The organism is Micromonospora sp. NPDC047762 (assembly GCF_043204655.1).
Taxonomy (GTDB): domain Bacteria; phylum Actinomycetota; class Actinomycetes; order Mycobacteriales; family Micromonosporaceae; genus Micromonospora.
This window is the reverse complement of the sequence record NZ_JBIDCQ010000002.1, coordinates 346,091-367,891: the sequence shown is the minus strand read 5'-3', so window position 1 is coordinate 367,891 and position 21,801 is coordinate 346,091. Positions and strand designations below refer to the sequence as shown.

Annotated in this window: 23 protein-coding genes and 1 pseudogene; 11 read left to right on the top strand and 13 right to left on the bottom strand. The window is 71.4% G+C overall.

Features of this window, described 5'->3' with window-relative positions; all coding sequences use genetic code 11:
• Positions 1-42: 42 nt before the first annotated feature.
• The 4 genes from ACGF3C_RS07240 to ACGF3C_RS07225 all read right to left on the bottom strand — a co-directional run bounded on the left by ACGF3C_RS07240 (position 43) and on the right by ACGF3C_RS07225 (position 3,797).
• Positions 43-1,332 carry a hypothetical protein gene (locus ACGF3C_RS07240; RefSeq protein WP_357230341.1) on the bottom strand — a complete coding sequence of 430 codons (1,290 nt, stop codon included), beginning with the start codon at positions 1,330-1,332 and terminating at the stop codon, positions 43-45.
• A gap of 69 nt (positions 1,333-1,401) precedes the next feature.
• Positions 1,402-1,977 carry a WHG domain-containing protein gene (locus ACGF3C_RS07235; RefSeq protein ID WP_357230339.1) on the bottom strand — a complete coding sequence of 192 codons (576 nt, stop codon included), beginning with the start codon at positions 1,975-1,977 and terminating at the stop codon, positions 1,402-1,404.
• Entirely contained in the window at positions 1,970-2,770 is an 801-nt protein-coding gene (locus tag ACGF3C_RS07230) for an alpha/beta hydrolase (RefSeq protein ID WP_357230337.1), read from the bottom strand. Before ACGF3C_RS07230 ends, ACGF3C_RS07235 begins: the two co-directional genes overlap by 8 nt.
• A gap of 106 nt (positions 2,771-2,876) precedes the next feature.
• The gene (locus ACGF3C_RS07225) at positions 2,877-3,797 is read right to left on the bottom strand and encodes a proline dehydrogenase family protein (protein ID WP_091402747.1); all 921 of its coding nucleotides are present in this window, start codon (positions 3,795-3,797) and stop codon (positions 2,877-2,879) included.
• A gap of 106 nt (positions 3,798-3,903) precedes the next feature.
• Here ACGF3C_RS07225 and ACGF3C_RS07220 point away from each other — a divergent pair, with 106 nt between their 5' ends.
• From ACGF3C_RS07220 to ACGF3C_RS07210, 3 genes are read left to right on the top strand one after another with little or no spacing between them, the layout of a single operon-like run.
• Positions 3,904-4,176 carry a hypothetical protein gene (locus tag ACGF3C_RS07220; RefSeq protein WP_357230335.1) on the top strand — a complete coding sequence of 91 codons (273 nt, stop codon included), beginning with the start codon at positions 3,904-3,906 and terminating at the stop codon, positions 4,174-4,176.
• 1 nt (position 4,177) lies between these two features.
• Positions 4,178-5,344 carry a glutathionylspermidine synthase family protein gene (locus ACGF3C_RS07215; RefSeq protein WP_357230333.1) on the top strand — a complete coding sequence of 389 codons (1,167 nt, stop codon included), beginning with the start codon at positions 4,178-4,180 and terminating at the stop codon, positions 5,342-5,344.
• A 19-nt stretch (positions 5,345-5,363) separates the two neighbouring features.
• Complete coding sequence (locus ACGF3C_RS07210; RefSeq protein ID WP_357230331.1) at positions 5,364-5,951, top strand: CGNR zinc finger domain-containing protein; 588 nt, start codon at positions 5,364-5,366, stop codon at positions 5,949-5,951.
• Positions 5,952-5,980: 29 nt separating this feature from the next.
• Here ACGF3C_RS07210 and ACGF3C_RS07205 read toward each other — a convergent pair whose 3' ends face one another.
• Positions 5,981-6,787, bottom strand: a complete 807-nt coding sequence (locus tag ACGF3C_RS07205) for a sugar phosphate isomerase/epimerase (protein ID WP_357230329.1) — start codon at positions 6,785-6,787, stop codon at positions 5,981-5,983.
• Between the two features lie 75 nt (positions 6,788-6,862).
• Positions 6,863-7,807, bottom strand: coding sequence for a hypothetical protein (locus ACGF3C_RS07200; RefSeq protein WP_357230327.1), 945 nt, complete (start codon positions 7,805-7,807; stop codon positions 6,863-6,865).
• Between the two features lie 80 nt (positions 7,808-7,887).
• On the opposite strand from ACGF3C_RS07200, the gene ACGF3C_RS07195 reads away from it, so the two are divergent.
• Positions 7,888-8,685: a hypothetical protein gene (locus tag ACGF3C_RS07195; protein ID WP_357230343.1), complete on the top strand. Its 798-nt coding sequence runs from the start codon at positions 7,888-7,890 to the stop codon at positions 8,683-8,685.
• A 40-nt stretch (positions 8,686-8,725) separates the two neighbouring features.
• Here the strand turns inward: ACGF3C_RS07195 and ACGF3C_RS07190 are convergent, their stop codons facing one another.
• A complete protein-coding gene (locus ACGF3C_RS07190; RefSeq protein WP_357197649.1) occupies positions 8,726-9,304 on the bottom strand; it encodes a TetR/AcrR family transcriptional regulator in 579 nt (192 codons plus the stop codon).
• A 413-nt stretch (positions 9,305-9,717) separates the two neighbouring features.
• Between ACGF3C_RS07190 and ACGF3C_RS07185 the strand changes: the two genes are divergently transcribed.
• A complete protein-coding gene (locus tag ACGF3C_RS07185; protein ID WP_357235536.1) occupies positions 9,718-10,371 on the top strand; it encodes an NAD(P)-binding domain-containing protein in 654 nt (217 codons plus the stop codon).
• 61 nt (positions 10,372-10,432) lie between these two features.
• On the opposite strand, the gene ACGF3C_RS07180 is transcribed toward ACGF3C_RS07185, so the two are convergent.
• Together ACGF3C_RS07180 and ACGF3C_RS07175 are read right to left on the bottom strand one after the other, a co-directional pair.
• On the bottom strand, positions 10,433-11,116 hold the full coding sequence (locus tag ACGF3C_RS07180) for a response regulator transcription factor (RefSeq protein WP_030329696.1): 684 nt from the start codon (positions 11,114-11,116) through the stop codon (positions 10,433-10,435).
• A gap of 24 nt (positions 11,117-11,140) precedes the next feature.
• On the bottom strand, positions 11,141-12,424 hold the full coding sequence (locus ACGF3C_RS07175) for an ATP-binding protein (RefSeq protein ID WP_357229050.1): 1,284 nt from the start codon (positions 12,422-12,424) through the stop codon (positions 11,141-11,143).
• Between the two features lie 204 nt (positions 12,425-12,628).
• Here ACGF3C_RS07175 and phoU point away from each other — a divergent pair, with 204 nt between their 5' ends.
• Positions 12,629-13,282, top strand: a complete 654-nt coding sequence (phoU, locus tag ACGF3C_RS07170; protein ID WP_238666950.1) for a phosphate signaling complex protein PhoU — start codon at positions 12,629-12,631, stop codon at positions 13,280-13,282.
• Positions 13,283-13,362: 80 nt separating this feature from the next.
• On the opposite strand, the gene ACGF3C_RS07165 is transcribed toward phoU, so the two are convergent.
• A complete protein-coding gene (locus ACGF3C_RS07165) occupies positions 13,363-14,130 on the bottom strand; it encodes a phosphoglyceromutase (RefSeq protein WP_357229052.1) in 768 nt (255 codons plus the stop codon).
• 152 nt (positions 14,131-14,282) lie between these two features.
• Here ACGF3C_RS07165 and ACGF3C_RS07160 point away from each other — a divergent pair, with 152 nt between their 5' ends.
• Positions 14,283-15,563 (top strand): MFS transporter, encoded by a 1,281-nt coding sequence (locus ACGF3C_RS07160; protein WP_357229055.1) that lies wholly within the window; start codon positions 14,283-14,285, stop codon positions 15,561-15,563.
• A 74-nt stretch (positions 15,564-15,637) separates the two neighbouring features.
• The gene (locus ACGF3C_RS07155) at positions 15,638-16,933 is read left to right on the top strand and encodes an MFS transporter (protein WP_357229058.1); all 1,296 of its coding nucleotides are present in this window, start codon (positions 15,638-15,640) and stop codon (positions 16,931-16,933) included.
• Positions 16,934-17,298: 365 nt separating this feature from the next.
• On the opposite strand, the pseudogene ACGF3C_RS07150 reads toward ACGF3C_RS07155, so the two are convergent.
• Positions 17,299-17,700, bottom strand: a pseudogene (locus ACGF3C_RS07150) (hypothetical protein); the annotation flags it as partial.
• 13 nt (positions 17,701-17,713) lie between these two features.
• Between ACGF3C_RS07150 and ACGF3C_RS07145 the strand changes: the two are divergent.
• A complete protein-coding gene (locus ACGF3C_RS07145) occupies positions 17,714-18,433 on the top strand; it encodes a hypothetical protein (protein ID WP_393219663.1) in 720 nt (239 codons plus the stop codon).
• 447 nt (positions 18,434-18,880) lie between these two features.
• Here ACGF3C_RS07145 and ACGF3C_RS07140 read toward each other — a convergent pair whose 3' ends face one another.
• Complete coding sequence (locus ACGF3C_RS07140; protein ID WP_357229066.1) at positions 18,881-19,402, bottom strand: YbjN domain-containing protein; 522 nt, start codon at positions 19,400-19,402, stop codon at positions 18,881-18,883.
• A 58-nt stretch (positions 19,403-19,460) separates the two neighbouring features.
• Complete coding sequence (gene mshA / locus ACGF3C_RS07135) at positions 19,461-20,825, bottom strand: D-inositol-3-phosphate glycosyltransferase (RefSeq protein ID WP_393219659.1); 1,365 nt, start codon at positions 20,823-20,825, stop codon at positions 19,461-19,463.
• Between mshA and ACGF3C_RS07130 the strand changes: the two genes are divergently transcribed.
• A complete protein-coding gene (locus ACGF3C_RS07130; protein ID WP_357229075.1) occupies positions 20,781-20,948 on the top strand; it encodes a hypothetical protein in 168 nt (55 codons plus the stop codon). The two genes, mshA and ACGF3C_RS07130, sit on opposite strands and share 45 nt — an antisense overlap.
• Before the next feature lie 82 nt (positions 20,949-21,030).
• Positions 21,031-21,792, top strand: a complete 762-nt coding sequence (locus tag ACGF3C_RS07125) for an SDR family oxidoreductase (RefSeq protein ID WP_355005783.1) — start codon at positions 21,031-21,033, stop codon at positions 21,790-21,792.
• The last annotated feature ends 9 nt before the right edge of the window (positions 21,793-21,801 follow it).

The window sequence follows — 21,801 nt, the reverse complement described above, 5'->3', positions numbered from 1 at the left end:
GGCGCACCCATCGATGGTACGGCGCACCGCCTGCCAGCTGCGTCAGGCGGCGGTGGCGCGGACGTACGCCACGCACTCGTCGTGCAGCGTCGACCACTGCTCACCGAACGCCTTCTCGGAGGCCGCGTCGATGGTCCTGCCGTCGTGCACCACTGTCTTGAAGAAGGTGAGCAGCCGCAGCGGCCCGTACCTGTCGACGAGGTGCCGAACGGCCAGGTAGCCGATGCCGTAGCTGGCGGCGACCCGTTCGGCGGAGGCGTCGTCGGCGGGGTTGACGCCCTCCAACTTGCCGTCCCAGCCGCCCCGGACCATCTTGCGCACGTCGGCGATCCCCTCGTACCGGTCGACCGCCTGGCCGCCGGCACCGGCGAACTCGGCCAGGCCCTCGACCAACCACCAGGTGAGCTTGCCCGGGTAGCCGCGCTCCGGCAGCGACGCCGCGTGGGTCAGCTCGTGCCGCAGCAGGTCGTCGGTGCCGCTGTTGGTGAGCCCTTCGGCGTTGAGCACCACTTCGTGGTGGCCGCCGCCCACCGTCACCGCGTAACCGCCGGTCCATTCCGGACGTTCCCCGCCGTACCAGCGTTGCCACTCGGTGCGCCCGGCGTAGAAGATCCGGTACCGGTCCGGCGGTGAGCTGGTCACCGCGTACCCGTCGGCGACCTTCGCCGCCGCCTCGGCCTGCGCGAGCAGGCCGGGCAGCTTGCCGCGCAGGGCCGGGGTGGTGGCGACGATGGTCCGCGCGCCGATGGCGACCGCCAGGTCGCTGATCTCCCACGGTCGGGTGCCGGTCTCCACCGACTTGGATTCCTCCATGGCGACCATCCGGGGCTGGTCGCCGTTCTCCCGCCACCGGGTGCCGATCAGCACCGGGCTGGGCCGGCAGTTCGGCGTGACGAAGCAGTACTGGAAGCGCACCAGCAGCCGCCACTCGCCGGGCTTGCCGATGATCGGCACGGGCAGGCCACTCGGCTCGGCCCGCCAGCCGGTCACCTTGAGCTCGCGCAGTGCGGCGAAGCGTCGGCGCAGGTCGTTGTGGGCGGCGGGATCGGCGACAGCGAGGAACCCGGCGCGGTCGCCGCCCAGGAGCGCCGCTGACTGCCGGTGGAGCTGGGCGGTGATCCGGTCGGACAGCCCCCGGGCCACGGCGGTGGCCGGGTCGTCGGCCGCCGAGGCGCCGACCCGGCTGACAGTGGCGCGCGAGCCTGTCTCCCGGATCACTCCGACGACGAGCGCCGCCGGCAGGCCGCAGCCCAGCAGCAGGACGACCACCACGAGCACCGTCCACAGCGGCCAGAGCCGCCGCGGTGCTGGCTGCTGCACCTCGTCAGTCACCCGCCGAAGGGTACGACCACTACCTGGACGCGGCGAGGCCGCCCCGGGCCGATCGGCCCGGTGGCTCGTTCACCCGCCGGTGCGCGGCCAGGAGCGGAACGAGATGTCCATGCTCGCGACCAACTGGTGGTACGAGCGGTCGACGTCACGGGGCAGACCGAAGCCCCCCGCGGCCTCCAGGGTCACGAAGCCGTGCAGGGCGCTGCGCAGCGCGCGGGTCGCGTCCACCGCGTCGTCCCCGGTGAGCCCGTACCCGCGCAGCACCGCGAAGACGGCACCGACGGCGCGTTCGCCGGCCTCGACGTGTTCCGGGTCGGCCGGGTCCGGCACCCGCTGGGTGGTCGGGTAGCGGCCGGGGTGCCGGAGGGCGTAGCCACGGTAGGCGTCCGCCATGGCCCGGAGCGCGTCCCCACCGGAGCGGCCGACGGCGGCGGTGGTCATCTCGGTGGCCAGTTCGGCGGTCGCCAGGGCGGCCAGTTTCTGGGTCAACGCGTCCGCCCCCCGTACGTGCTTGTAGAGGCTGGGCAGCGCCACCCCGAGCCGGCTGGCGAGCGCGGCGAGGGTGAGCTGCTGGAAGCCGACCTCGTCGGCCAGCCGGGCCGCCTCCCGTACGACGGTCTGCTGGTTGAGGCCGACCCTAGGCACCGGCACACACCGCCAGGAAGCCGAGCAGCTCCTCGGCGGTGCGTTGCGGCCGGTCGGCGTGCGGGTAGTGGCCGGACTCCTCGATCATCCGAGCTTCGGCGGTGCCGAAGAGCCGCCGGGCGGCCCGCGCCTCGGCTCCCGGGTCGGGGAAGTCCGGGTCCTTGGAGCCCATCAGCACCAGCACCGGTTGCCGCACCTGCGGGGCACGGGCGGTCCAGTGCGGCTCGGCCGGTGCGATCACGCCGCGCGTCGCGGCCATCCGACCGGGCTCGCGCAGGTTGGCCACCATCGAGCGGCGGTACGCCGCGTCGTCGACGGGCCGGTGCACCGGGAAGAGGGTGTTGTGGAACATCCCAAACAGTCGAGGGCTGTGCAGCACCGACCACATCGCCATCCGCAGCAGCGGGTTGAGCTTCGGCTGACCGACGAACACGCCGATCTGCACGATGCCGGTGACCAGTTCGGGTGCGTCGGTGGCGGCGAAGACCACCGCCGCCGCGGCGGACGAGCTGCCGACCAGCACGGCCGGACCGGCGTCGAGGTCGCGGACCACGGCCAGCAGGTCCGCGCCGACCTCCGCCGGGGCGTACGTGGGCCAGCCGGCGCTGGACTCGCCGTGCCCCCGGACGTCGACCGAGGCGACCCGGTGACCGGCGGCCACCAGCAGCGGCACAAGGTGCCGGAAGCTCGCCCTGTTCTCGCCCATGCCGTGCGCGAGGACCACCAACGGCCCCTCGCCCCGCGCCTCGTACGCGATGTGTCCACCGTCCCGCCGCACCTGGCTAGCTGTCATAGCCTTAAAGCTAAGCTACTTAGCCAAGCTTGGCAAGCAGGACACCCGAAACGGGCCGGCAGTGACCCGAGGGGTCACCGCCGGCCCGTCGGCCGAACCGGGGGATCTACTTCTTGGAGATCAGGGCACGGCCGAAGAAAACCAGGTTGGCGGGGCGCTCGGCGAGCCGGCGCATCAGGTAGCCGTACCACTCGTCGCCGTACGGGACGTAGGTGCGCACCGTGTAGCCCTCGCCGGCCAACCGGGCCTGCTCCTCGGGGCGGATGCCGTAGAGCATCTGGAACTCGAAGCGCTCGGGACCCCGGTCGAACCACCGGGCCCGGTCCTCACCGATGGCGATCATCCGCGGGTCGTGGGTGGCCAGCATCGGGTAACCGTCGCCGGACATCAGGATGTTCATGCAGCGCACGTACGACTTGTCCACCTCACGGGCCGACTGGTACGCCACCGACTCCGGCTCCTTGTAGGCGCCCTTGCACAGCCGCACCCGCGACCCGGCCGAGGAGAGCTCCCGGCAGTCCGACTCGGTCCGCCGCAGGTACGCCTGGAGCACCGCGCCGGTCGACGGGAAGTCCTTGCGCAGCCGGCTCAGCACCTCCAACGTCGAGTCGGTGGTGGTGTGGTCCTCCATGTCCAGGGTGACAGTGGTGCCCGCCGCGTCGGCCGCCGCGCAGATCGCCCGTGCGTTGTCATATGCCAACTGCTCGTCGAACATCTGGCCGAGGGCGGAGAGCTTCACGCTCACCTCGGCGGCCGGGGTGAGCCCAGCGGCGCCGAGCATCTTCAGCAGTTTCAGGTATTCGTCCCGGGTGGCGGTGGCCTGCTCGGGGCGGACGGTGTCCTCACCGAGGTGGTCGAGGGTGACCGCGAGGCCGTCGTCGACGAGCCCGCGGGTCGCGCGCAACGCGTCGTCGGTGGCGGCGCCGGCGACGAACCGGCGGACGACGTCCCGGGTGTACGGGGCAGTCGCGACGAGCCGCTCGACCTGGGATGACCGGGAGGCGGCGAGGATGACGGAACGGAGCATGAGCCGAGCGTAACGCCCCTGCGAGGGGCCCCGCCGAGGGGCGGCCGGGCCACCTCGGCCCGGGGGCGGGGCGGCGGCGGTGGCGTCGATCGGCTACAACGATGCCGTGGAACAACGCCCCCGCCGCCGACTCCGCTCGGCCTCCGTGCAGCTCGGCGCGCTCACCGCTCTCGCGCTCGCTCTCTCCGGCTGCAACATGACCTCGGACGACGACGATGACGACGACTGCGCCCTCGGGCCGGTCGGCGGTGGCGGCACCGTCGCGCTGGCGATGCGGGTCAGCGACCCGGCCGCCGGTCGCTCCGCCCCGGAGCCGACCACCGCCGCCCTGCCCGAACGCGGTGGATTCGGCACCCACCTCGCCGCCTGCGGCGGCTGACGTGCGCCGCGAGACGGTCACGCCGCGCCCCGACTGGGACGCCACCATCCGGTCGCAGGGTCTGGTCTACGTCGACACCGAGCTGCCCGACGGCGGGATCATGTCGTACTGGGACGAGACCGCCGCGTACGCGTTCGACCTGGACGAGGTGCTGCGGTTGGAGGAGGCCACCGAGGAGCTGCACCGGATGTCGGTGGCCGCCGCCGAGCACGTGGTGACGCAGCGCCGGTACGCCGAGTTCGGCATCCCGGAGTGGGCGGCCGAGGCGGTGGCCCGGTCGCTGCGGGAGGCGCCACCGACCCTGTACGGGCGCTTCGACCTCGCGTACGACGGCACCTGGCCTCCGAAGATGTTGGAGTACAACGCGGACACCCCCACCGCGCTTGTCGAGGCGAGCATCATTCAGTGGTACTGGCTGGAGCAGACCCGGCCGGAGCTGGACCAGTGGAACAGCCTGCACGAGCGACTGGTCGCCGCCTGGGCCAAGATCGGGGCAGGGTTGCACGACCCCCTGGTGCACGTGCTCTGGTCGAACGAGGAGGAGTCCGGCGAGGACCACATGACCGCCGGCTACCTCGCCGAGACCGCCCGGCAGGCCGGTCTGAGCGTCGAGCTCCAACCCATCCAGGAGATCGGCTGGGACGGCCGACGCTTCGTCGACGCCGACGACCGGCCGGTGACCACCTGCTTCAAGCTCTACCCGTGGGAGTGGATGCTGGCCGAGCCGTACGGGCCGGCGGCCCTGGCCCCGGGCACCCCGACCACCTGGATCGAGCCGGCCTGGAAACTGCTGCTCTCCAACAAGGCGCTGCTCGCTGTCCTCTGGGAGCTGTACCCCGGCCACGAGTACCTGCTCCCGGCGTACCTCGACTCGCCGCGCGGCATGCCGGAGTACGTCGCCAAGCCGCTGCTCGGCCGCGAAGGCGGTTCGGTACGCATCGTCACCGCCGATGAGGAGATCACCAACCCGGGGATCTACGGCGACGAGGGCTGGTGTTACCAGGAGTTCCGGGCATTGCCGCAGTTCGCCGGCAACCGGATGGTGCTGGGCAGCTGGATCGTCGACGGCGAGTCGGCAGGCGTGGGCGTGCGGGAGAGCGCCAGTCTGATCACTGACGGCTACGCGCGGTTCCTGCCGCACTACATCGACGCGCCGCGCACCCGCTGAGTCGTCTACCGTTGGGGGTGTGAACTTCGACGCGTACGCCCGGACCGGCGTTGACCTGGTCAACGCCCGCCTGGACGACCTCGACGACCTGCGGGCCCTCTTCACCGACGACCACGGCTGGATGCGCGACGAGGTCGCCGACCGGGACGTTGCCATCTTCCGCCGGGCACAGAAACGGTTGCGCGACGTCTTCGAGTACGGCACCTCGGGGCGCGACGCACAGGCGGTCACCGAGCTGAACGCGCTGCTCGAGGCGTTCCCGGTGCAGCCGCGCATCTCCGGGCACGACTCCAGCGACTGGCACATGCACGTGACCAGCCGGGGCGCCTCGGTCAGCGCCGAATACCTGGCCGGCGCGGCCTGGGGGCTGTCGGTCTGGCTCTGCGAGTACGGCAGCGCCCGGTTCGGGGTCTGCGCCGACGAGCGGTGCGGCAACGTCTACCTGGACACGTCGTCCAACTGCTGCCGGCGGTTCTGCTCGGAGCGCTGCGCCACCCGCTCACACGTCGCCGCGCACCGGGCCCGTAAGCGGGCGGCGGTCGGCGAGCAGGTGACTGTCGCTCCGCAGCAGACCTCCGCCACCGACTCCCTCTCACCGGTCAGCTGACCGACACCGCCCGGTCGTGGGCGGGCGGGTCAGGCGTCGACAGGTGACGGCGCGGTCAGGTGCTGGCGGGCGAACTCCAGCGCGGCGCGCAGGTCCGCCTCGCGCACCGCGCGGCTCTTCGCGCCCCGGGTGGCGACCTCCACCGCCACCGCCCCGGTGAAGCCCCGGCCCGCCAGCGAGGAGAGCAGCTCCCCGCAGGGCTGGGTGCCACGCCCGGGCACCAGGTGCTCGTCGCGGCCCTCGCCGGTGCCGTCACCGAGGTGCACGTGCGCCAGCCCGGCGCCCATCCGGTCGGCCATCTCCAGGGGGTCGCTGTGCGAGGCCGCGCAGTGCGACAGATCCAGGGTGTACGACGGGTAGCCGGCGTCGGTCGGGTCCCAACCGGGCACGTACGGGACGAACTGCCGGCCCGCCATCCGCACCGGGTACATGTTCTCCACAGCGAAGCGCAGCCCGGTGAACCGGTCCGCGACGGTGGCCAGACCCTCCGCGAAGTTGCGCGCGTAGTCGCGCTGCCAGGTGAACGGTGGGTGCACCACGACGGTCGGCGCGCCCAGCGTCTCGGCCAGCTCGGCGGCCTTGCGCAGGCGCTCCCACGGGTCCGGGCTCCACACCCGCTGGGTGACCAGCAGGCAGGGCGCGTGCACCGAGAGCACCGGCACGTAGTAGTGCGCGGAGAGGCCGCGCAGCGCACCCGCGTCCTGGCTGACCACGTCGGTCCAGACCATCACCTCGACGCCGTCGTAGCCGAGCGCAGCGGCCAGTTGGAACGCCGCCGCGGTCGGCTCGGGAAAGACCGACGAGCTGGACAGGAGCACGGGAACGCGGGAAGTCACATCAGTCAGCGTAGCCCGGCAGCGCCGGGGGCATCGTGACGAGCGCCGGCAAACCGACCGAAAACGGCCGCCGGATCAGATCGGCTCCAGTTGATCGAGTCGACGGAGGATGACGCCCTCCCGCAGCGCCCACGGGCAGATGTCCAGCGAGTCCAGATCCAGGCGGCGCATCGCCGCCTCGGCGACCATGGCACCGGCCAGCAACTGGTGGGCCCGACCCGTGCTCACCCCCTCCAACTCCATCAACTGCGCCGGTGGGATGTGCCGGATGAAACCGATCACCTGCCGCAGACCGGCCCGGGTGAGGCTGCGTCGCGCCCACAGCCCGGCACCGGACGGGGCGGCCCCGGCGAGTCGAGCCAGCGTGCGGAACGTCTTCGAGGTGGCCACCGTCCGGTCCCAGCCGACCTGGGTGACCTGGTCGACGACCTTGTCCAGCCGGCTGTCCACGTACTCCCGGAGCTTCTCGACGGCCTCCGCCGACGGCGGGGCCGCGCTCGCCGGGTCGACCCGCAGCCGCTCGCGGGTCAGCCGGCCGGCACCGAGCGGCAGGGAGACCGCGACGTCCGGGTCCTCGTCGATGCCGGCGGCGATCTCCAACGAGCCGCCGCCGATGTCGAGCACCAGCAGCCGGCCGGCCGACCAGCCGAACCACCGCCGGACTGCCAGGAACGTCGACCGCGCCTCGTCCGCCCCGGAGAGCACCGCCAGGCGTACGCCGGTCTCGTCCCGGACCCGGGCCAGCACCTCGGCCGCGTTCGTGGCGTCGCGCACCGCGGACGTGGCGAAAGCGATCAGGTCGTCGGCGTCCAGCCCGGCAGCCGCCGCCTTGGCCATGCCCACAGCCTTGACCAGGCCGTCGGCGCCCGCCTCGGTCAGCGCGCCGTCGGGACCGATCTGCTCGGCCAGCCGGAGCACCACCTTCTCGGAGTGCGCGGGCCACGGGTGTGCGCCGTGGTGCGCGTCCACCACAAGGAGATGCACCGTGTTGGATCCGACGTCGAGGACACCCAGTCGCATGGTGAAGACAGTAGGCGCAACACGTTTGCGCGGCTCACCGGCCTGCGGACGTCACCGCGCGTACGCTGGGCCGAGTGACGATGGAGCTCCGTGTGCTGGTGGACGACCCGGGTGACCCGCGCAGCCGCGAGGTGCCGCTGGACTTCCCTCGGGAATGGATCGAGTTCACCGACCCGGCCGACGAGACGCACCTGATCCGGGCCGACCTGACCTGGCTGCTCTCCCGCTGGACCTGCATCTTCGGCAAGGGCTGCCACGGCATCATCGCCGGCCGGGCCGCCGACGGGTGTTGCTCGCACGGCGCGTTCTTCACCGACTCGGACGACGAGAAGCGGGTTCGCAACGCCGTCCGGCGGCTCACCCCGTCGACCTGGCAGCACTTCCGGCGCGGGTTCAAGAACTGGACCGACGAGGACACCATCGACGGCAAGAACCCGGCCCGCCGCACCGCCACCCAGAGCCCCGACGCTCCGTGCGTGTTCCTCAACGACGCCGACTTCGCCGGCGGTGGCGGTTGCGCCCTGCACGCCCAGGCGCTGCGCGACGGGGTGCACCCGTTGGAATACAAGCCGGACGTCTGCTGGCAACTGCCGATCCGCCGCGATCAGGACTGGGTGAAGCGACCGGACGACAGCAAGGTGCTGGTCTCCACCCTGTCCGAGTTCGACCGGCGGGGCTGGGGAGCCGGCGGGCACGACCTGGACTGGTGGTGCACCTCCTCGACGGACGCGCACGTCGGCACCGAGCCGATGTACCTGTCGTACGCCCCGGAGTTGACCGCGCTGATCGGCGCTGCCGCCTACGAGCGGCTGGCCGAGCTGTGCGCGACCAGGACGAAGCAGGGCATGGTCGCCCCGCATCCGGCCGACCAACTCTAGCGGATCTTGGCAGCATTCCCGCTGCCCCGGCGGTCGTCGCTCAGCGCAGGGCGGCGTCGACAAGCGTGCGAGCGCTGCGCTGGGCCGCGTCGGCGATCAGGGGGTCGCCGTCCAGCACACCGGCGACGAGCCCGCCGTCCAGCAGCAGGGTGAGCTGCTGGGCGAGCAGTTCCGGGTCGGCCGCGCCGGCCCGGCGGGCCAGCTCGGTCACCCAGGCACGGACCACGGTCTTGTGCTCGACCGTCCGGGCGTGCACCGGCCCAGCGGCGGACGACTCGGCTGCGGTGTTGATGAACGCGCAGCCGTGGTAGCCCTCCCGGCGACAGGCGCCGGTCAGCGCGTCGAACATCCCAACCAGCTGGTCGCGTGGTTCGTCGCCGGCATCCCGGGCCGCGGACCGCAACGCGCCGAACCACGCCTGGTCGACCCGATCGAGGTACGCCAGCACGAGGTCGTCCTTGCGCGGGAAGTGCTTGTAGAGCGTCGCCTTGGCCACGCCCGACTCGGCGATCACCGTGTCCACCCCCACGCCGCGCGGCCCGTGCGCGTAGAAGAGCCGGAACGCGGTGTCCAGGATCCGGTCCCTGGCCGAGCCGGCCGGAGTGCGGGGCGCGGGCATCGGTGCTCCCTCGTTCTGCTGATGACAGCCCTGATCCTATAGACGGCTTCGTCTACGGAGGCAGTGCCCTCGGCTTCGGCGCCCCCGCGAGGGCCGCGCGACTATGGCACGACGGCCTCGCGACGGCCTCGCGATGGCCTCGCAGACGAGGGGCGGGACGTGGGTCCGGGCGCTTTGGAGCTGAATCGCTTGTGACATCAGCGGAAGACACCGGCCGGCGACGGCGGATGACTCGTCTGTGACATCAGCTCCAAAGGACTGCCACCCGCACTGCCGCCCCTCCGGGCGTCCAGTGAGGGCTGCACGCCGACACCTCTGCGACTCGACAGAGGGCTGCGATAGACAGACCTGTCTGTTAGCCTCCTTGCGATCGGCATGAGCCGATTCGATGTCCCGACGGAGGATCGATCGACATGCGCATCGCAGTTCTCGGCACCGGCTCGGTCGGTCGAGCCATCGCCGCCCGCACGGCGGAGCTGGGTCACCAGGTGACCATCGGCACCCGCGACGTCGCGGCCGTCCGGGCCGGCGACCACGCCCACTGGGCGGCGCAGCATCCCGAGGTCGGCCTGGCGACCCTCGCCGAAGCCGCAAGCGGCGCCGAGCTGGTCGTGAACGCCACAAACGGCAACGGCTCGCTCCCGGCACTGGCCGCGGCCGGCGCACCGAACCTGGCCGGCAAGGTTCTGCTCGACATCGCCAACCCGCTCGACTTCGGTGCGGGTTTTCCACCCACCCTGTCGGTGCTCAACACCGACTCCCTCGCCGAACGCATCCAGCGCGAGTTTCCACAGACCAGGGTGGTCAAATCCCTCAACACGGTGACCGCCGAGCTGATGGTGCACCCGCATCAGCTCGCCGAAGGTGCGCACAGTGTCTTCGTCTCCGGCGACGACACGGAGGCCAAGCGGATCGTCACCGGACTGCTCGTCAGCTTCGGCCACACCGACGTGATCGACCTCGGCGACCTCTCCACCGCGCGGGGCACCGAGATGCTGCTGCCGCTTTGGTTGCGGCTCTACGGTCGACTCGACACCGCCAACTTCAACATCAAGGTCGTCCGCTGAGCGAGCGGAAACAGCCCGAAGGGGGCCTGCGTCGAGCGCAGACCCCCTTCGCGTACGCCGATCACGGCTCGAACTTGTAGCCCAGACCCCGCACCGTGACGATGAAGCGCGGCGCGGACGGCTCCGGTTCGATCTTGGAGCGCAGCCGCTTGACGTGCACGTCGAGCGTCTTGGTGTCACCGACGTAGTCGGCGCCCCAGACCCGGTCGATGAGCTGGCCCCGGGTGAGCACCCGGCCCGCGTTGCGCAGCAGCAGCTCCAGCAACTCGAATTCCTTCAGCGGCAGCTGCACGGCCCCGCCGTCGACTGTCACCACGTGCCGTTCGATGTCCATCCGCACCGGGCCGGCGGCGAGCGTCGGCGCACCCGCCTCGGCCACCTCCGGGCTCTGCCGGCGCAGCACCGCCCGGATCCGGGCGACAAGTTCCCGCGGCGAGTACGGCTTCGTGACGTAGTCGTCGGCGCCGATCTCCAGCCCGACCACCTTGTCGATCTCGCTGTCCCGAGCGGTGACCATGATGATCGGCACGGCGGAGCGCTGCCGCAGTTGCCGGCAGACCTCGGTCCCCGACATCTCGGGCAACATCAGGTCGAGCAGCACGATGTCGGCGCCGGTCCGGTCGAACTCGGTGAGGGCGTCGGTGCCGGTCGCGGCGACCGAAACCTCAAAGCCCTCCTTACGGAGCATGTACGACAAGGCGTCGGAGAACGACTCCTCGTCCTCGACCACGAGAACGCGGCTCAACGGGGATTTCCTTTCCATCTGCTGTCAGACCTGCCGTAGACCAGTCGGACCGGACTCGATCCCAACCGGCGGCAGTGTCGCCAGGAGGTCATCCGGTGGACTGGCGGGCAGCCGGAGGGTGAACGTCGATCCACCACCAAGAGTGCTCGACACCTCGACCCGTCCGCCATGGTTGCTCGCAATGTGTTTCACGATCGCCAGGCCGAGCCCCGTGCCGCCGGTGGCACGCGAGCGGGCCTGGTCGGCCCGGTAGAACCGCTCGAAGATCCGGTCCACGTCGGTGGGGGCGATACCGATGCCCTGGTCGGCGACGGCGACCTCGACGTGCTCGTCGTCGCCCCGCAGGGTCACCCGCACCGTGGTGTCCTCGCCCGAGTAGTTGATGGCGTTCTCCACCAGGTTCGCCACCGCAGTGGCGAGTTGGCTGTCGCTGCCGTACGCGGTCAGGCCACGTTGCCCGTCCACGGTCACCGCGACACCCCGGGCGGAGGCCGTGGTGCGGGTCCGGTCGACCACCTCGGCGATCACCCAGTCCAGCGCGACCGGTTCCGGTGGCGGCTGCGGCTCAGCCCCCTGCAACCGGGTCAGTTCCAGCAACTCCTGTACCAGCCGACCCAGCCGGGTCGACTCGTGCTGGATCCGTTCGGCGAACCGACGGGCGGCCACCAGGTCCTCGGAGAGGTCGGGCGCCGCGGCGTCGGCCGGCTCGGTCGCGTCCAGCAACGCCTCGGCGAGCAGTTGCAGAGCACCGATCGGGGTCTTCAGTTCGTGGCTCACGTTCGCCACGAAGTCGCGTCGTACCCGGGTCAGCCGGTGCGACTCGGTCACGTCGACCGCCTCGACCGCGATGAACCCGTTGCCGAGACCCATTGCCCGCAGGTGCACGCCGAGCGGGTTCTCCCCCGCGCTGTCGCGACCTCGGGGCAGGTCCAGCTCGATCTCGCGTCGCACGCCGGTGCGTCGCACCTGCCCGGCGAGGGTACGGATCAGCGGGTGCGCGGCGATGGAGCCGGGTGTGCTGCCGGTACGCAGCAGCCCCATCGCGCGGGCGGCCGGGTTGATCAGAACGGGGACATCGTCGTTGTCCAGAACCACGACACCGGCCCGGAGGGAGTCGATCGTCCGACGACCGAGCCCGGCCTGCTGCTCGTCGACTATCGCGGGCCTCCCCCTGTTCCAGCGGAAGCTGACGCTCCCCGTCGACGTGGAGCGACCGTCCCGCCTCGGCAGGAACCGGGGCAGCAGCAAGCCGGCGGCCATCCCGGCCACCAACGCCACGGCCACCACGACCGCCACCGCCCACTCCACCCGGCGATCGTAGGGTCATTGTTAACCTGGCTACCACACAGAACGGGACGAACTACCCTCACTTACGGAAGTGTTCACCCCCACGTCTGGCGTCGTTCACCGTGGTTCATCCGGGATCCGTCCACGCGCCCTACCGTTGGCGTCGCACCTGCTCAACCCCCTGCGCCGGCACCCGTCGGCGGCGACCGACCACAGGACGTGATGATGCGCGACGAGTTCCGGGCCGACCTCCAGATCGTCAGCCAACTGCTGGTGGACATGGCGGAGGGCGTCCGCGCCGCCATGCGCCAGGCCACCCGGGCCCTGCTCACCGCCGACCGGCAGGCCGCCGAGACGGTCATCGAGCGGGACGCCGAGATCGACGACCTCTACCGGCACGTCGAGGAGCGGGTCTGTGACCTGCTCGCCCGACAGGCGCCGGTCGCCTCCGACCTCCGGGCGATGATCACCGCGCTGCACGTGGCCGCTGATCTGGAGCGGATGGGCGACCTCGCCGAGCACGTGGCGAAGACCGCACTGCGCCGGCACCCCTCTCCCGCCGTCCCGGCCGAGTTGCGAACGGTTTTCACCGAGATGTCCGAGATCGCCGACCGGATGGCCGTCAAGATCGGTTCGGTGCTGGCGAAGCCCGACGCCGACCTCGCCGGCGAGCTGGACCGCGACGACGACGCCATGGACGAGCTGCACAAGAACCTGTTCGCCGTGCTGCTCGGCGACGACTGGCCGTACGGGGTGGAGACGGCGATCGACGCCACCCTGCTGGGCCGCTTCTACGAGCGTTTCGCCGACCACGCGGTGAACGCCGGCGAGCACGTGATCTACCTGATCACCGGGGAGAGCGCCCCCAGCGGCAACTGACCGGCAGGCAGAGGGCCCCTCACCATCGCTGTCCGCGATGACGAGGGGCCCCCTTTTTGGGTGGCTCAGCTTCTGGTGGCTCAGCGCCCCTGGTTGGCCACCGCCGCGGCGGCTGCCTTCGCGGCGGTCGGGTCGAGGTAGGTGCCGCCCAGGGTGAGCGGACGCAGCTGCGGGTCGAGGTCGTAGCGCAGCGGGATGCCCGTCGGGATGTTCAGCTTGGCGATCGCCTCGTCGGAGATCTGGTCGAGGTGCTTGACCAGGGCGCGCAGCGAGTTGCCGTGCGCGGCCACCAGCACCGTCCGGCCGGCCAGGATGTCCGGCACGATCGAGTCGTACCAGTAGGGCAGCATCCGGTCGACCACGTCCTTGAGGCACTCGGTGCGCGGCATCAGCTCGGTCGGCAGCAGCGCGTAGCGCGGGTCACCCACCTGCGACCACTCGTCGTTGTCGTCGATGGGCGGCGGTGGCGTGTCGTACGACCGGCGCCAGAGCATGAACTGCTCCTCGCCGTACTCGTCGAGGGTCTGCTTCTTGTCCTTGCCCTGCAGGGCGCCGTAGTGCCGCTCGTTGAGCCGCCACGACCGGCGCACGGCGATCCAGTGCCGGTCGGCGGCGTTGAGCGCCAGCTCGGCGGTGCGAATCGCCCGGCGCATCAGGCTGGTGTGCACGACGTCCGGCAGCAGGCTGTGCTCGCGCAGCAGCTCGCCGCCGCGCCGCGCCTCGCCCTCGCCCTTCGCGGTCAGGTCGACGTCCACCCAGCCGGTGAAGAGGTTCTTGGCATTCCAGTCGCTCTCACCGTGTCGCAGCAGGACCAGCGTCCCGACGGTGGGCCCTTCGCTCGCAGTCATGCGGATCATCCTGCCTCAACCGCCCGGCGGACACGCGGGCAGCCGTCGTGACGACCACCACGTGAAAAAGCTGATGACCAGCGAATCCGGCCGCCACTAGGGTTGTAAGGCACGCCAGTCAGATCGGTCATTACTTGCAAGCGGGGCGCCATATGCGGACGATGCGGAGTTGGTTCCGGGAAACCACCGGCGGCCTACCGACCACTTTCTGGTACCTGTGGTCGGGCACCCTGATCAACCGACTCGGCTCGTTCGTCCTCGTCTTCCTCGCCATCTACCTGACCCAGGAACGTGGCTTCTCGGCCTCGCAGGCCGGCCTGGTGATCGGCCTCTGGGGTGTCGGCGGGGCGTTCGGCACCACCGCCGGCGGCACCCTCGCCGACCGGTGGGGCCGCCGGCCGACGCTGCTCACCGCCCACGTGGGCGCGGCGGCCATGATGCTCGGGCTCGGGCTGGCCCGGGATCTCTGGGCGGTGGCGCTGGGCGCGCTGCTGCTCGGCATGTTCGCCGAGGCGGCCCGGCCCGCGTTCGGGGCGATGATGATCGACGTGGTGCCGGCGAAGGATCGGCTGCGTGCCTTCTCGCTCAACTACTGGGCGATCAACCTCGGTTTCGCCTGCGCCGCCGTCCTCGCCGGCCTCGCCGCCCAGGCCGACTACCTGCTGCTGTTCGTGGTCGACGCCGCCACCATGCTGATCACCGCGTTGATCATCTTCAGCAAGGTGCCGGAGACCCGACAGGCCGGCCCCGCCACCGCCGTCACGGCCGCGGCGGCTCCGCGCGGCGCCCTGCGCACCATCCTCACCGACCGGGTCTACCTCGGCTTCGTGGCACTCAACCTGTTCGCCGCGCTGGTGTTCCTCCAGCACATCTCGATGCTGCCGATCGCGATGGGCGACGACGGACTGAGCCCCGCCACCTACGGCTCGGTGATCGCGCTCAACGGCATCCTCATCGTGGTCGGCCAGCTCTTCGTGCCCCGACTGATCCGGGGTAGGAGCCGCTCACACGTGCTCGCGCTGGCGTCAGTGGTGATGGGGGTGGGGTTCGGACTGACCGCGTTCGCCGGCACCCCCTGGTTCTACGGGCTGACAGTGCTGATCTGGACGGTCGGCGAGATGCTGAACTCGCCCTCCAACTCCACGCTGATCGCCGAGTTGTCCCCGGCCGAGCTGCGCGGGCGCTACCAGGGTGTGTTCTCCCTCTCGTGGCAGATCGCCGGGGCCAGCGCGCCGATCCTCGGCGGCCTGGTGCGCGAGCACGCCGGAAACGACACCCTCTGGTACGGCTGCGCCGCGCTCGGCCTGCTGACCGCGGTGGCCCACCTGGTGTCCGGGCCGGCCCGGGAACGGCGTGCGGCAGCGCTACGCCACTCCGGCGAGGCACTGGCACCGACGACCGTCTCCCGCGCGGCACAGCCCGCCGAGGCGTGACGAGTGGCGCGGCGGTGCCGGATTTCCTACTGTGCAGGGGAAATAGTTAACAACCTGAACTGTCGGGAGGTCGGGTGCACGCCCTGCGGCGCTGGTGGCACGACACCGCAGGCGGACTACCCGCCACCTTCTGGTACCTCTGGGCCGGCCTGCTGATCAACCGGGCCGGCGCGTTCGCCATGCTCTTCCTCTCGCTCTACCTCACCGACGTACGCGGCGCGAGCGAGGCGCTGGCCGGCACCGTGGTCGGCGCGTACGGGGCCGGCGGGGCGGCCGGCGTGCTGCTCGGCGGGGTGCTCGCCGACCGGTGGGGCCGCCGGGCGACCCTGCTCGCCGCGCACCTGGCCACTGTCGGCCTGATGGTGGCGCTGGCCTTCACCCGGCCCCTGCTGCTGATCGCCGTACTCTCCGCGCTGATCGGCGTGGTCCACTCGATGCCCAGCCCGGCGTTCGTGGCGGCGATCGTCGACGTGGTGCCCGCCGAACGCCGCTCGCGCGCGTTCAACCTCCAGTTCTGGGCGTTCAACCTGGGCATGGCGGTCGCCTCGCTGCTCGCCGGGGTGCTGGCCGAGGCGAGCTTCACCGCGCTCTTCCTGGTCGACGCGGGCGCCACACTGACCGCCGCCGCCGTGATCGCCTGGAAGGTGCCCGAAACCCTGCGGCTGGCCCGGCCAGCGGCCGGCCCCACGCCCACCACCAGCGCGGCACCGAAACCCGTCCGGGCCCGTCGGCCTGGACTGCACACCGCGCTCACCGACCGCACCTTCCTGGTCTTCGTCGGGCTCACCTTCGTGCTGGCCGTACTCACCATGCAGACGTCGACCATCATGCCGCTGGCCATGCGCGCGGACGGCCTGGGCCCATCGGCGTACGGGCTGGTGGTGGCGCTCGGCGGCGCGCTGATCGTGGTCGGGCAGTTGTTCGTGCCCCGGCTGATCGACAGGCACCGCAAGGACGTGGTGCTGGCCGCCTCCACGGCGCTGCTCGCGCTCGGTTTCGGGGCGCTCGCCATCGCCGACGAACTGGCCATCTACCTGGGTGCCGCAGTGGTCTGGACGGTCGGCTCTATGCTCGCCGCCCCGCCCAACGCGCAGATCAACGCGGACCTGGCGCCACCGCAGCTACGAGCCCGCTACCAGTCGGTCTTCTACCTGACGTTCCCCGCCGCGGCGTTCGTCGCGCCCACCCTCGGCGGGGTGAGCCTCCAGCACCTCGGCGACCGGCACTGGCTGATCGTGGGCGGGCTGGGTCTGCTGGCCGCGCTCGGACACCTGCTCGCCGGACCACCCCGGGAGCGGCACGTCGCCGGGCTGCGCCGGGCTGTCGACCCAAAGCCGACAACCGACGCGGACCGCGTACCGATCGGATGACCGACGCAGAGCGCCCACCACGTCCCTGAGGTCGTGGTGGGCGCTCGAAGGCGGGGCCGGCGGCGGCGGGCAACACTCACCCCCGTAAGCATCGCCCGCTCACGCCGCCGGTCCAAACAGGTGGGAACCGTCCCCCAACGGTTGTTCCACCCGTCCCCTCGCGCCTCGTCTGGTGCGCGGATCTGATCGATCCGCCGCTCCCCCGAACGTTTCCAAACGTGGCGCGGTGCAATAAAGCTAGTTCGCCCGGATTCTGGATTCAACCCAGAACGGCTGTCTCGCCGGTCACAACTGGCGAGTATCCGCTGCTCCAGCCTCGTCCGTTGGCAACAGCCGGGTACCCGTCGGCCATTCCCGCAAACACCTCAACCGTCTTCCCGATCGGGTGACTCGGTCCGGAAGAAGCTGCTCTGACGGCCGTTCCGCAACTGTTCCTGATAAATCAGGTTCAGCCGCCGCAGGTCAAACGTGTAGAACCACTCATCCCAGGTGATCTCGCGAATCCGGCTACTTTCCCGGTACCCGGGAATGTTGAAGGTCAACACACCCGCACGGCCATCCCGCTCGGTGCCGGCGATGGTCGCCGGCTTGGCCCCACGTTCCCGGGCCCACCGCTGGATCACCTCGTGGTTCGCCGTGATCAAACTCCGTCCCGGCCGCTCCGGCCGGTCCGTGATCGACGAGATCACCTGCGAACTGCGGACCGACCGCCCCGTACCCCGTCCGGTCCGGATCCCGCCGGCCGCCGTCCCGCCGCCGGCCGACGGCGTCAACGTGCGCTTGGCCGCCGCGCTCTTGGCGGGTGCGGTGCGCTTCGCTGTCGTACGCTTCGCCGCCGCGCTCTTGGCCGGTGCGGTGCGCTTCGCTGCCGCGCTCCTGGCCGGCGTCGCGCGCTTCGCTGCCGGCCGCGCCGGCGCCTTCTTCGCCGGCGCCTTGCGCGCGGGCGCCGTACGCGCCGTCGCTGTCTTGCGGGCCGCCGTGCTCTTCCGCGCCGCGGCGGTCTTCCGGGCGGCCGTGGTCCTGCTCGCAGCCGTGGTCCTGCTCGCAGCGGTGGTCCTGCTCGGCGCCGTGGTCTTGCGGGCGGCCGTCGACGTCGCCGCTGTGGTCCTCTTAGCGGCGGTCGCCTTCTTCGCAGGTGCCCTCTTCGCCGCCGCCGTCGACTTCCGCCCGGCCGTCGCCTTCGTAGCGGCGGCCCGCTTCGCGGGCGCGCTCTTGTTCGCCGGCGCGGCCTTCGCGCGGCTCGACGCCGGCCTGGCCGCCGACTTCCTGGTGGCGGCGGCACGACCCGCCGACGCCCTGGTGCCGGCAGCCCGGCCCGACGGGCCCGTGCTGCTCCGACCCGCTCCGGCCCGCATCGAACGCACCAACTGTTTCACCAGCTCCGGCTTGCGCAGAGCGGAGATCCCGGATACCCCGCGTTTGCGCAGCTGGCCACGGATGTCATCCACCCGCATCCGGGAAATCTCCGACTCGGAGACTCCGGGCGTACCCGGCGTCTGATTGCCGGCCTGTCGCTTCGTCCTGGTCGCAGTCGCGCCGCGACCTGAGCTGTTCCGCTGAGCCATGGGACGCTCCGCTCCTTGGCACTCCGTCATCGGCGCGCGGGGGTCCCTTGCCGCACCGCGCGGAGCGGCATACCCGTCAGGAGCACTCCGAACCACCGCCAACTCGCCGTAGCGCCCTTGCCCGCGCCGATCTTGCGTTTTCGGTCGCGGAAAAGCGAGGAATGCCCCCTACGCCGGGACAGTAAGTGCAAGATCGCGGCTGAACCCCATCGATCATGGAGTTGTGGTGCGCGTTTTGGTGTGATGCGAGGACTTTGTCACCCACCACAACTCCATGATCGGCTGGGTGGGGCGGGGCGCGGTGCGGCGGGGCGGGGCGGGGCGGGGTGCGCGGGGCGGGGCGGGGCGGGGTGCGGTGCGGTGCGGTTTGGCGGGGGTGGGGTCAGGTTGGGTCGGGGGCGGGGGCGGCGTTGGAGGGCTCGAAGAGGTGGGCGAAGGCGGCCAGGTTGGCTGTCGACTCGCCCCGCTTCACCCGCCACTCGTACTCACGCCGGATCGAACTGCCGAAGCCGATCTCCAGCATCGTGTCGAACGACTCGTCGGCGTACGTGAGCACCGCGCCGAACAGTCGGTCCAACTCGTCGGCGTCCACGCCGGCCGGGTTGACCCGACCGGTCAGGTACACGTCACCGACCGCGTCGGTGGAGAAGGAGACGCCGTACATCCGGGCGTTGCGCTGCAACAGCCAGGCCCACAGCTCCTCACGGCGCTCGTCCGGCTGGCGCATCACGAACGCCTCGATCCGCAGCGCGTGCTCGCCGACGATCAGGTTGCAGATCGTCTTGAGTTTGTGGGTGCCCGGCAGCGTCACCGCGTACGAACCGGGGCCGGTCGACTCCCAGGCCAGGTCCCGCTCGGCGCAGACCGATTCGATCAGGGTCGCAAGATCGCTCTTCGGGCTCACCGGACCCACTCTACGACCGACTCGGCTCACGCACCGGGTGACAATCGGGCCCCGGGGGTCACCAGGAGCAGGAGAGCGCCGGGTCACCCGCCAGGTCGGCCGCCAGCCGGGCTCGGTGCCCGGCGATGGCCTCGCCGTAGACCCCGAGCAGCCCGGCGACCGTGCGTTCCCAGGAGAAGTGCCGGGCGTGCTGCTCGGCACCTCGGGCCAGCACCGACCGCAGCGCCCGGTTCGGCAGCAGGCTGCCCATCGCACTTGCCCAGTCGACCGGGTCGTGACCATCGATCAGTACGCCACTGACCTGGTCCCGCACGGCGGTGACCAGTCCTCCGACGGCGGCGGCCAGCACCGGCGTACCGCAGGCCTGCGCCTCCAGGGCGACCAGCCCGAACGACTCGTTGTGCGACGGCACCGCGACCAGGTCCGCCGCCCGGTACAGGGCCGGAAGGTCGTCCCCGGTGAGCGGCGGCAGGAACCGCACCCCGTCGCTGACGCCGAGCTTGGCGGCCAACTCGATCAGGGCTGTCGGCCGATCCAGCCCACTGCCGCTGGGTCCGCCGCAGATCACCACCGTCACCTGATCGGCCAGCGCCGGATCGCGCTCCCGCAGCGCGGCGATCGCGCGGATCAGCACGTCGGGGGCCTTGAGCGGCTGGATCCGACCGACGAAGGCAACCACGTACCCGTCGACTGGAAGCCCCAGCCGGCGGCGGCCCTGGCGGGCGGCCGCGGACCTGTCACCCGGTGCGGGCCGGAACCGGGCCAGGTCGACACCCGGCTGCACGACGGAAACCCGGGTCGGGTCGGCGTCGTACCGGTCGAGCAGGTCGCTGGCCTCGACCCGGGTGTTGGCGACCAGCCGGTCCGCCTCGGCGACGACCTGTTCCTCGCCGATGACCCGGGCCTTGGGCTCCGGCCGGTCCCCGGCGGCGAGCTGGGCGTTCTTGACCTTCGCGAGGGTGTGCGCGGTGTGCACCAGCGGCACCCCCCAGCGCTCCTTGGCCAGCCAACCGACCTGGCCGGAGAGCCAGTAGTGGGAGTGGATCAGGTCGTAGTGGCCGGGCGGACGGGACGCCTCGGCGCGCAGCACCCCGGCGGTGAAGGCGCAGAGCTGGCCGGGCAGCTCCTCCTTGGTGAGGCCCTCCAGGGGGCCGGAGGTGATGTGTCGAACCTGCACGCCGGGCGCCATCTCGACCACCGGGGGGAGGTCACCGGAGGTGGCCCGGGTGAAGATCTCCACCTCCACGTTGGCCTCGGCGAGACGCCGGGCGACTTCGAGGATGTAGACGTTCATCCCCCCTGCATCACCCGTGCCGGGCTGATGCAGGGGGGAGGTGTGTACCGACAGGGTCGCGATGCGGCGAGGCCGGGGCCACGGTTGGGCACCTCGCTGACGCCCGACACCGGTGTGCATTTCCGCCACATCCGCTCCTTCTTCACGGTTGATGCCGTCTCGCACGACCGGCGCTTCTCGGTCAACCTGTACGCCGGACGTCATCTTCCCCATCGGGCTCCGGAAATTCCCCGGCGCGGCCCCTCGGCGTGACGGACCTCATCACCGAACACGCGCCCATGACTGCCGCACGCCCGGTCGGGGCGGGTCGTACGCCCGCTGTGACAATGTCGGGATGACCTCAGTCGCCATCGTCACCGGAGCGTCCAGCGGGATCGGCGCGGCCACCGCCCGCCGGCTCGCCGCCGAGGGCTTCCACGTGCTCGCCGCCGCCCGCCGCGCCGAACGGCTCACCGAGCTGGTCGCCGACATCACCGCCGCCGGCGGACAGGCCACCGCCGTGACCTGCGACGTCACCTCGGACGAGTCGGTGGCCCGGCTGGCCGAAGCCGCCGCCCAGGCACCCGGGCCGGTCACCCTGCTGGTCAACAACGCCGGCGGAGCACGCGGGCTGGACCCGGTGGAGTCCGGCTCGGTCGCCGACTGGCAGTGGATGTACGACGTGAACGTCCTCGGCACCCTGCGGGTCACCCAGGCGCTGCTGCCGGCGCTGGAAGCCTCCGGCTCCGGCACCATCGTGGTGGTCTCCTCCACCGCCGGCCTGACCGTGTACGAGGGCGGGGGCGGCTACACCGCCGCGAAGCACGCGCAGACCGCCATCGCCGGAACGCTCCGCCTGGAGCTGTGCGGCCGGCCGCTACGGGTCATCGAGATCGACCCGGGCATGGTGAAGACCGACGAGTTCGGGCTGGTCCGCTTCGAGGGCGACGCGGAACGGGCCGCAGCCGTCTACGCCGGGGTGCCGGGGCCGCTGGTCGCCGAGGACGTCGCCGACTGCATCGCCTGGTGCGCCACGCGTCCCGAACACGTCAACATCGACCGGCTGGTGGTCCGGCCTCGGGCCCAGGCCGCCCAGCACAAGGTGCACCGGATCTAACAATGCTGC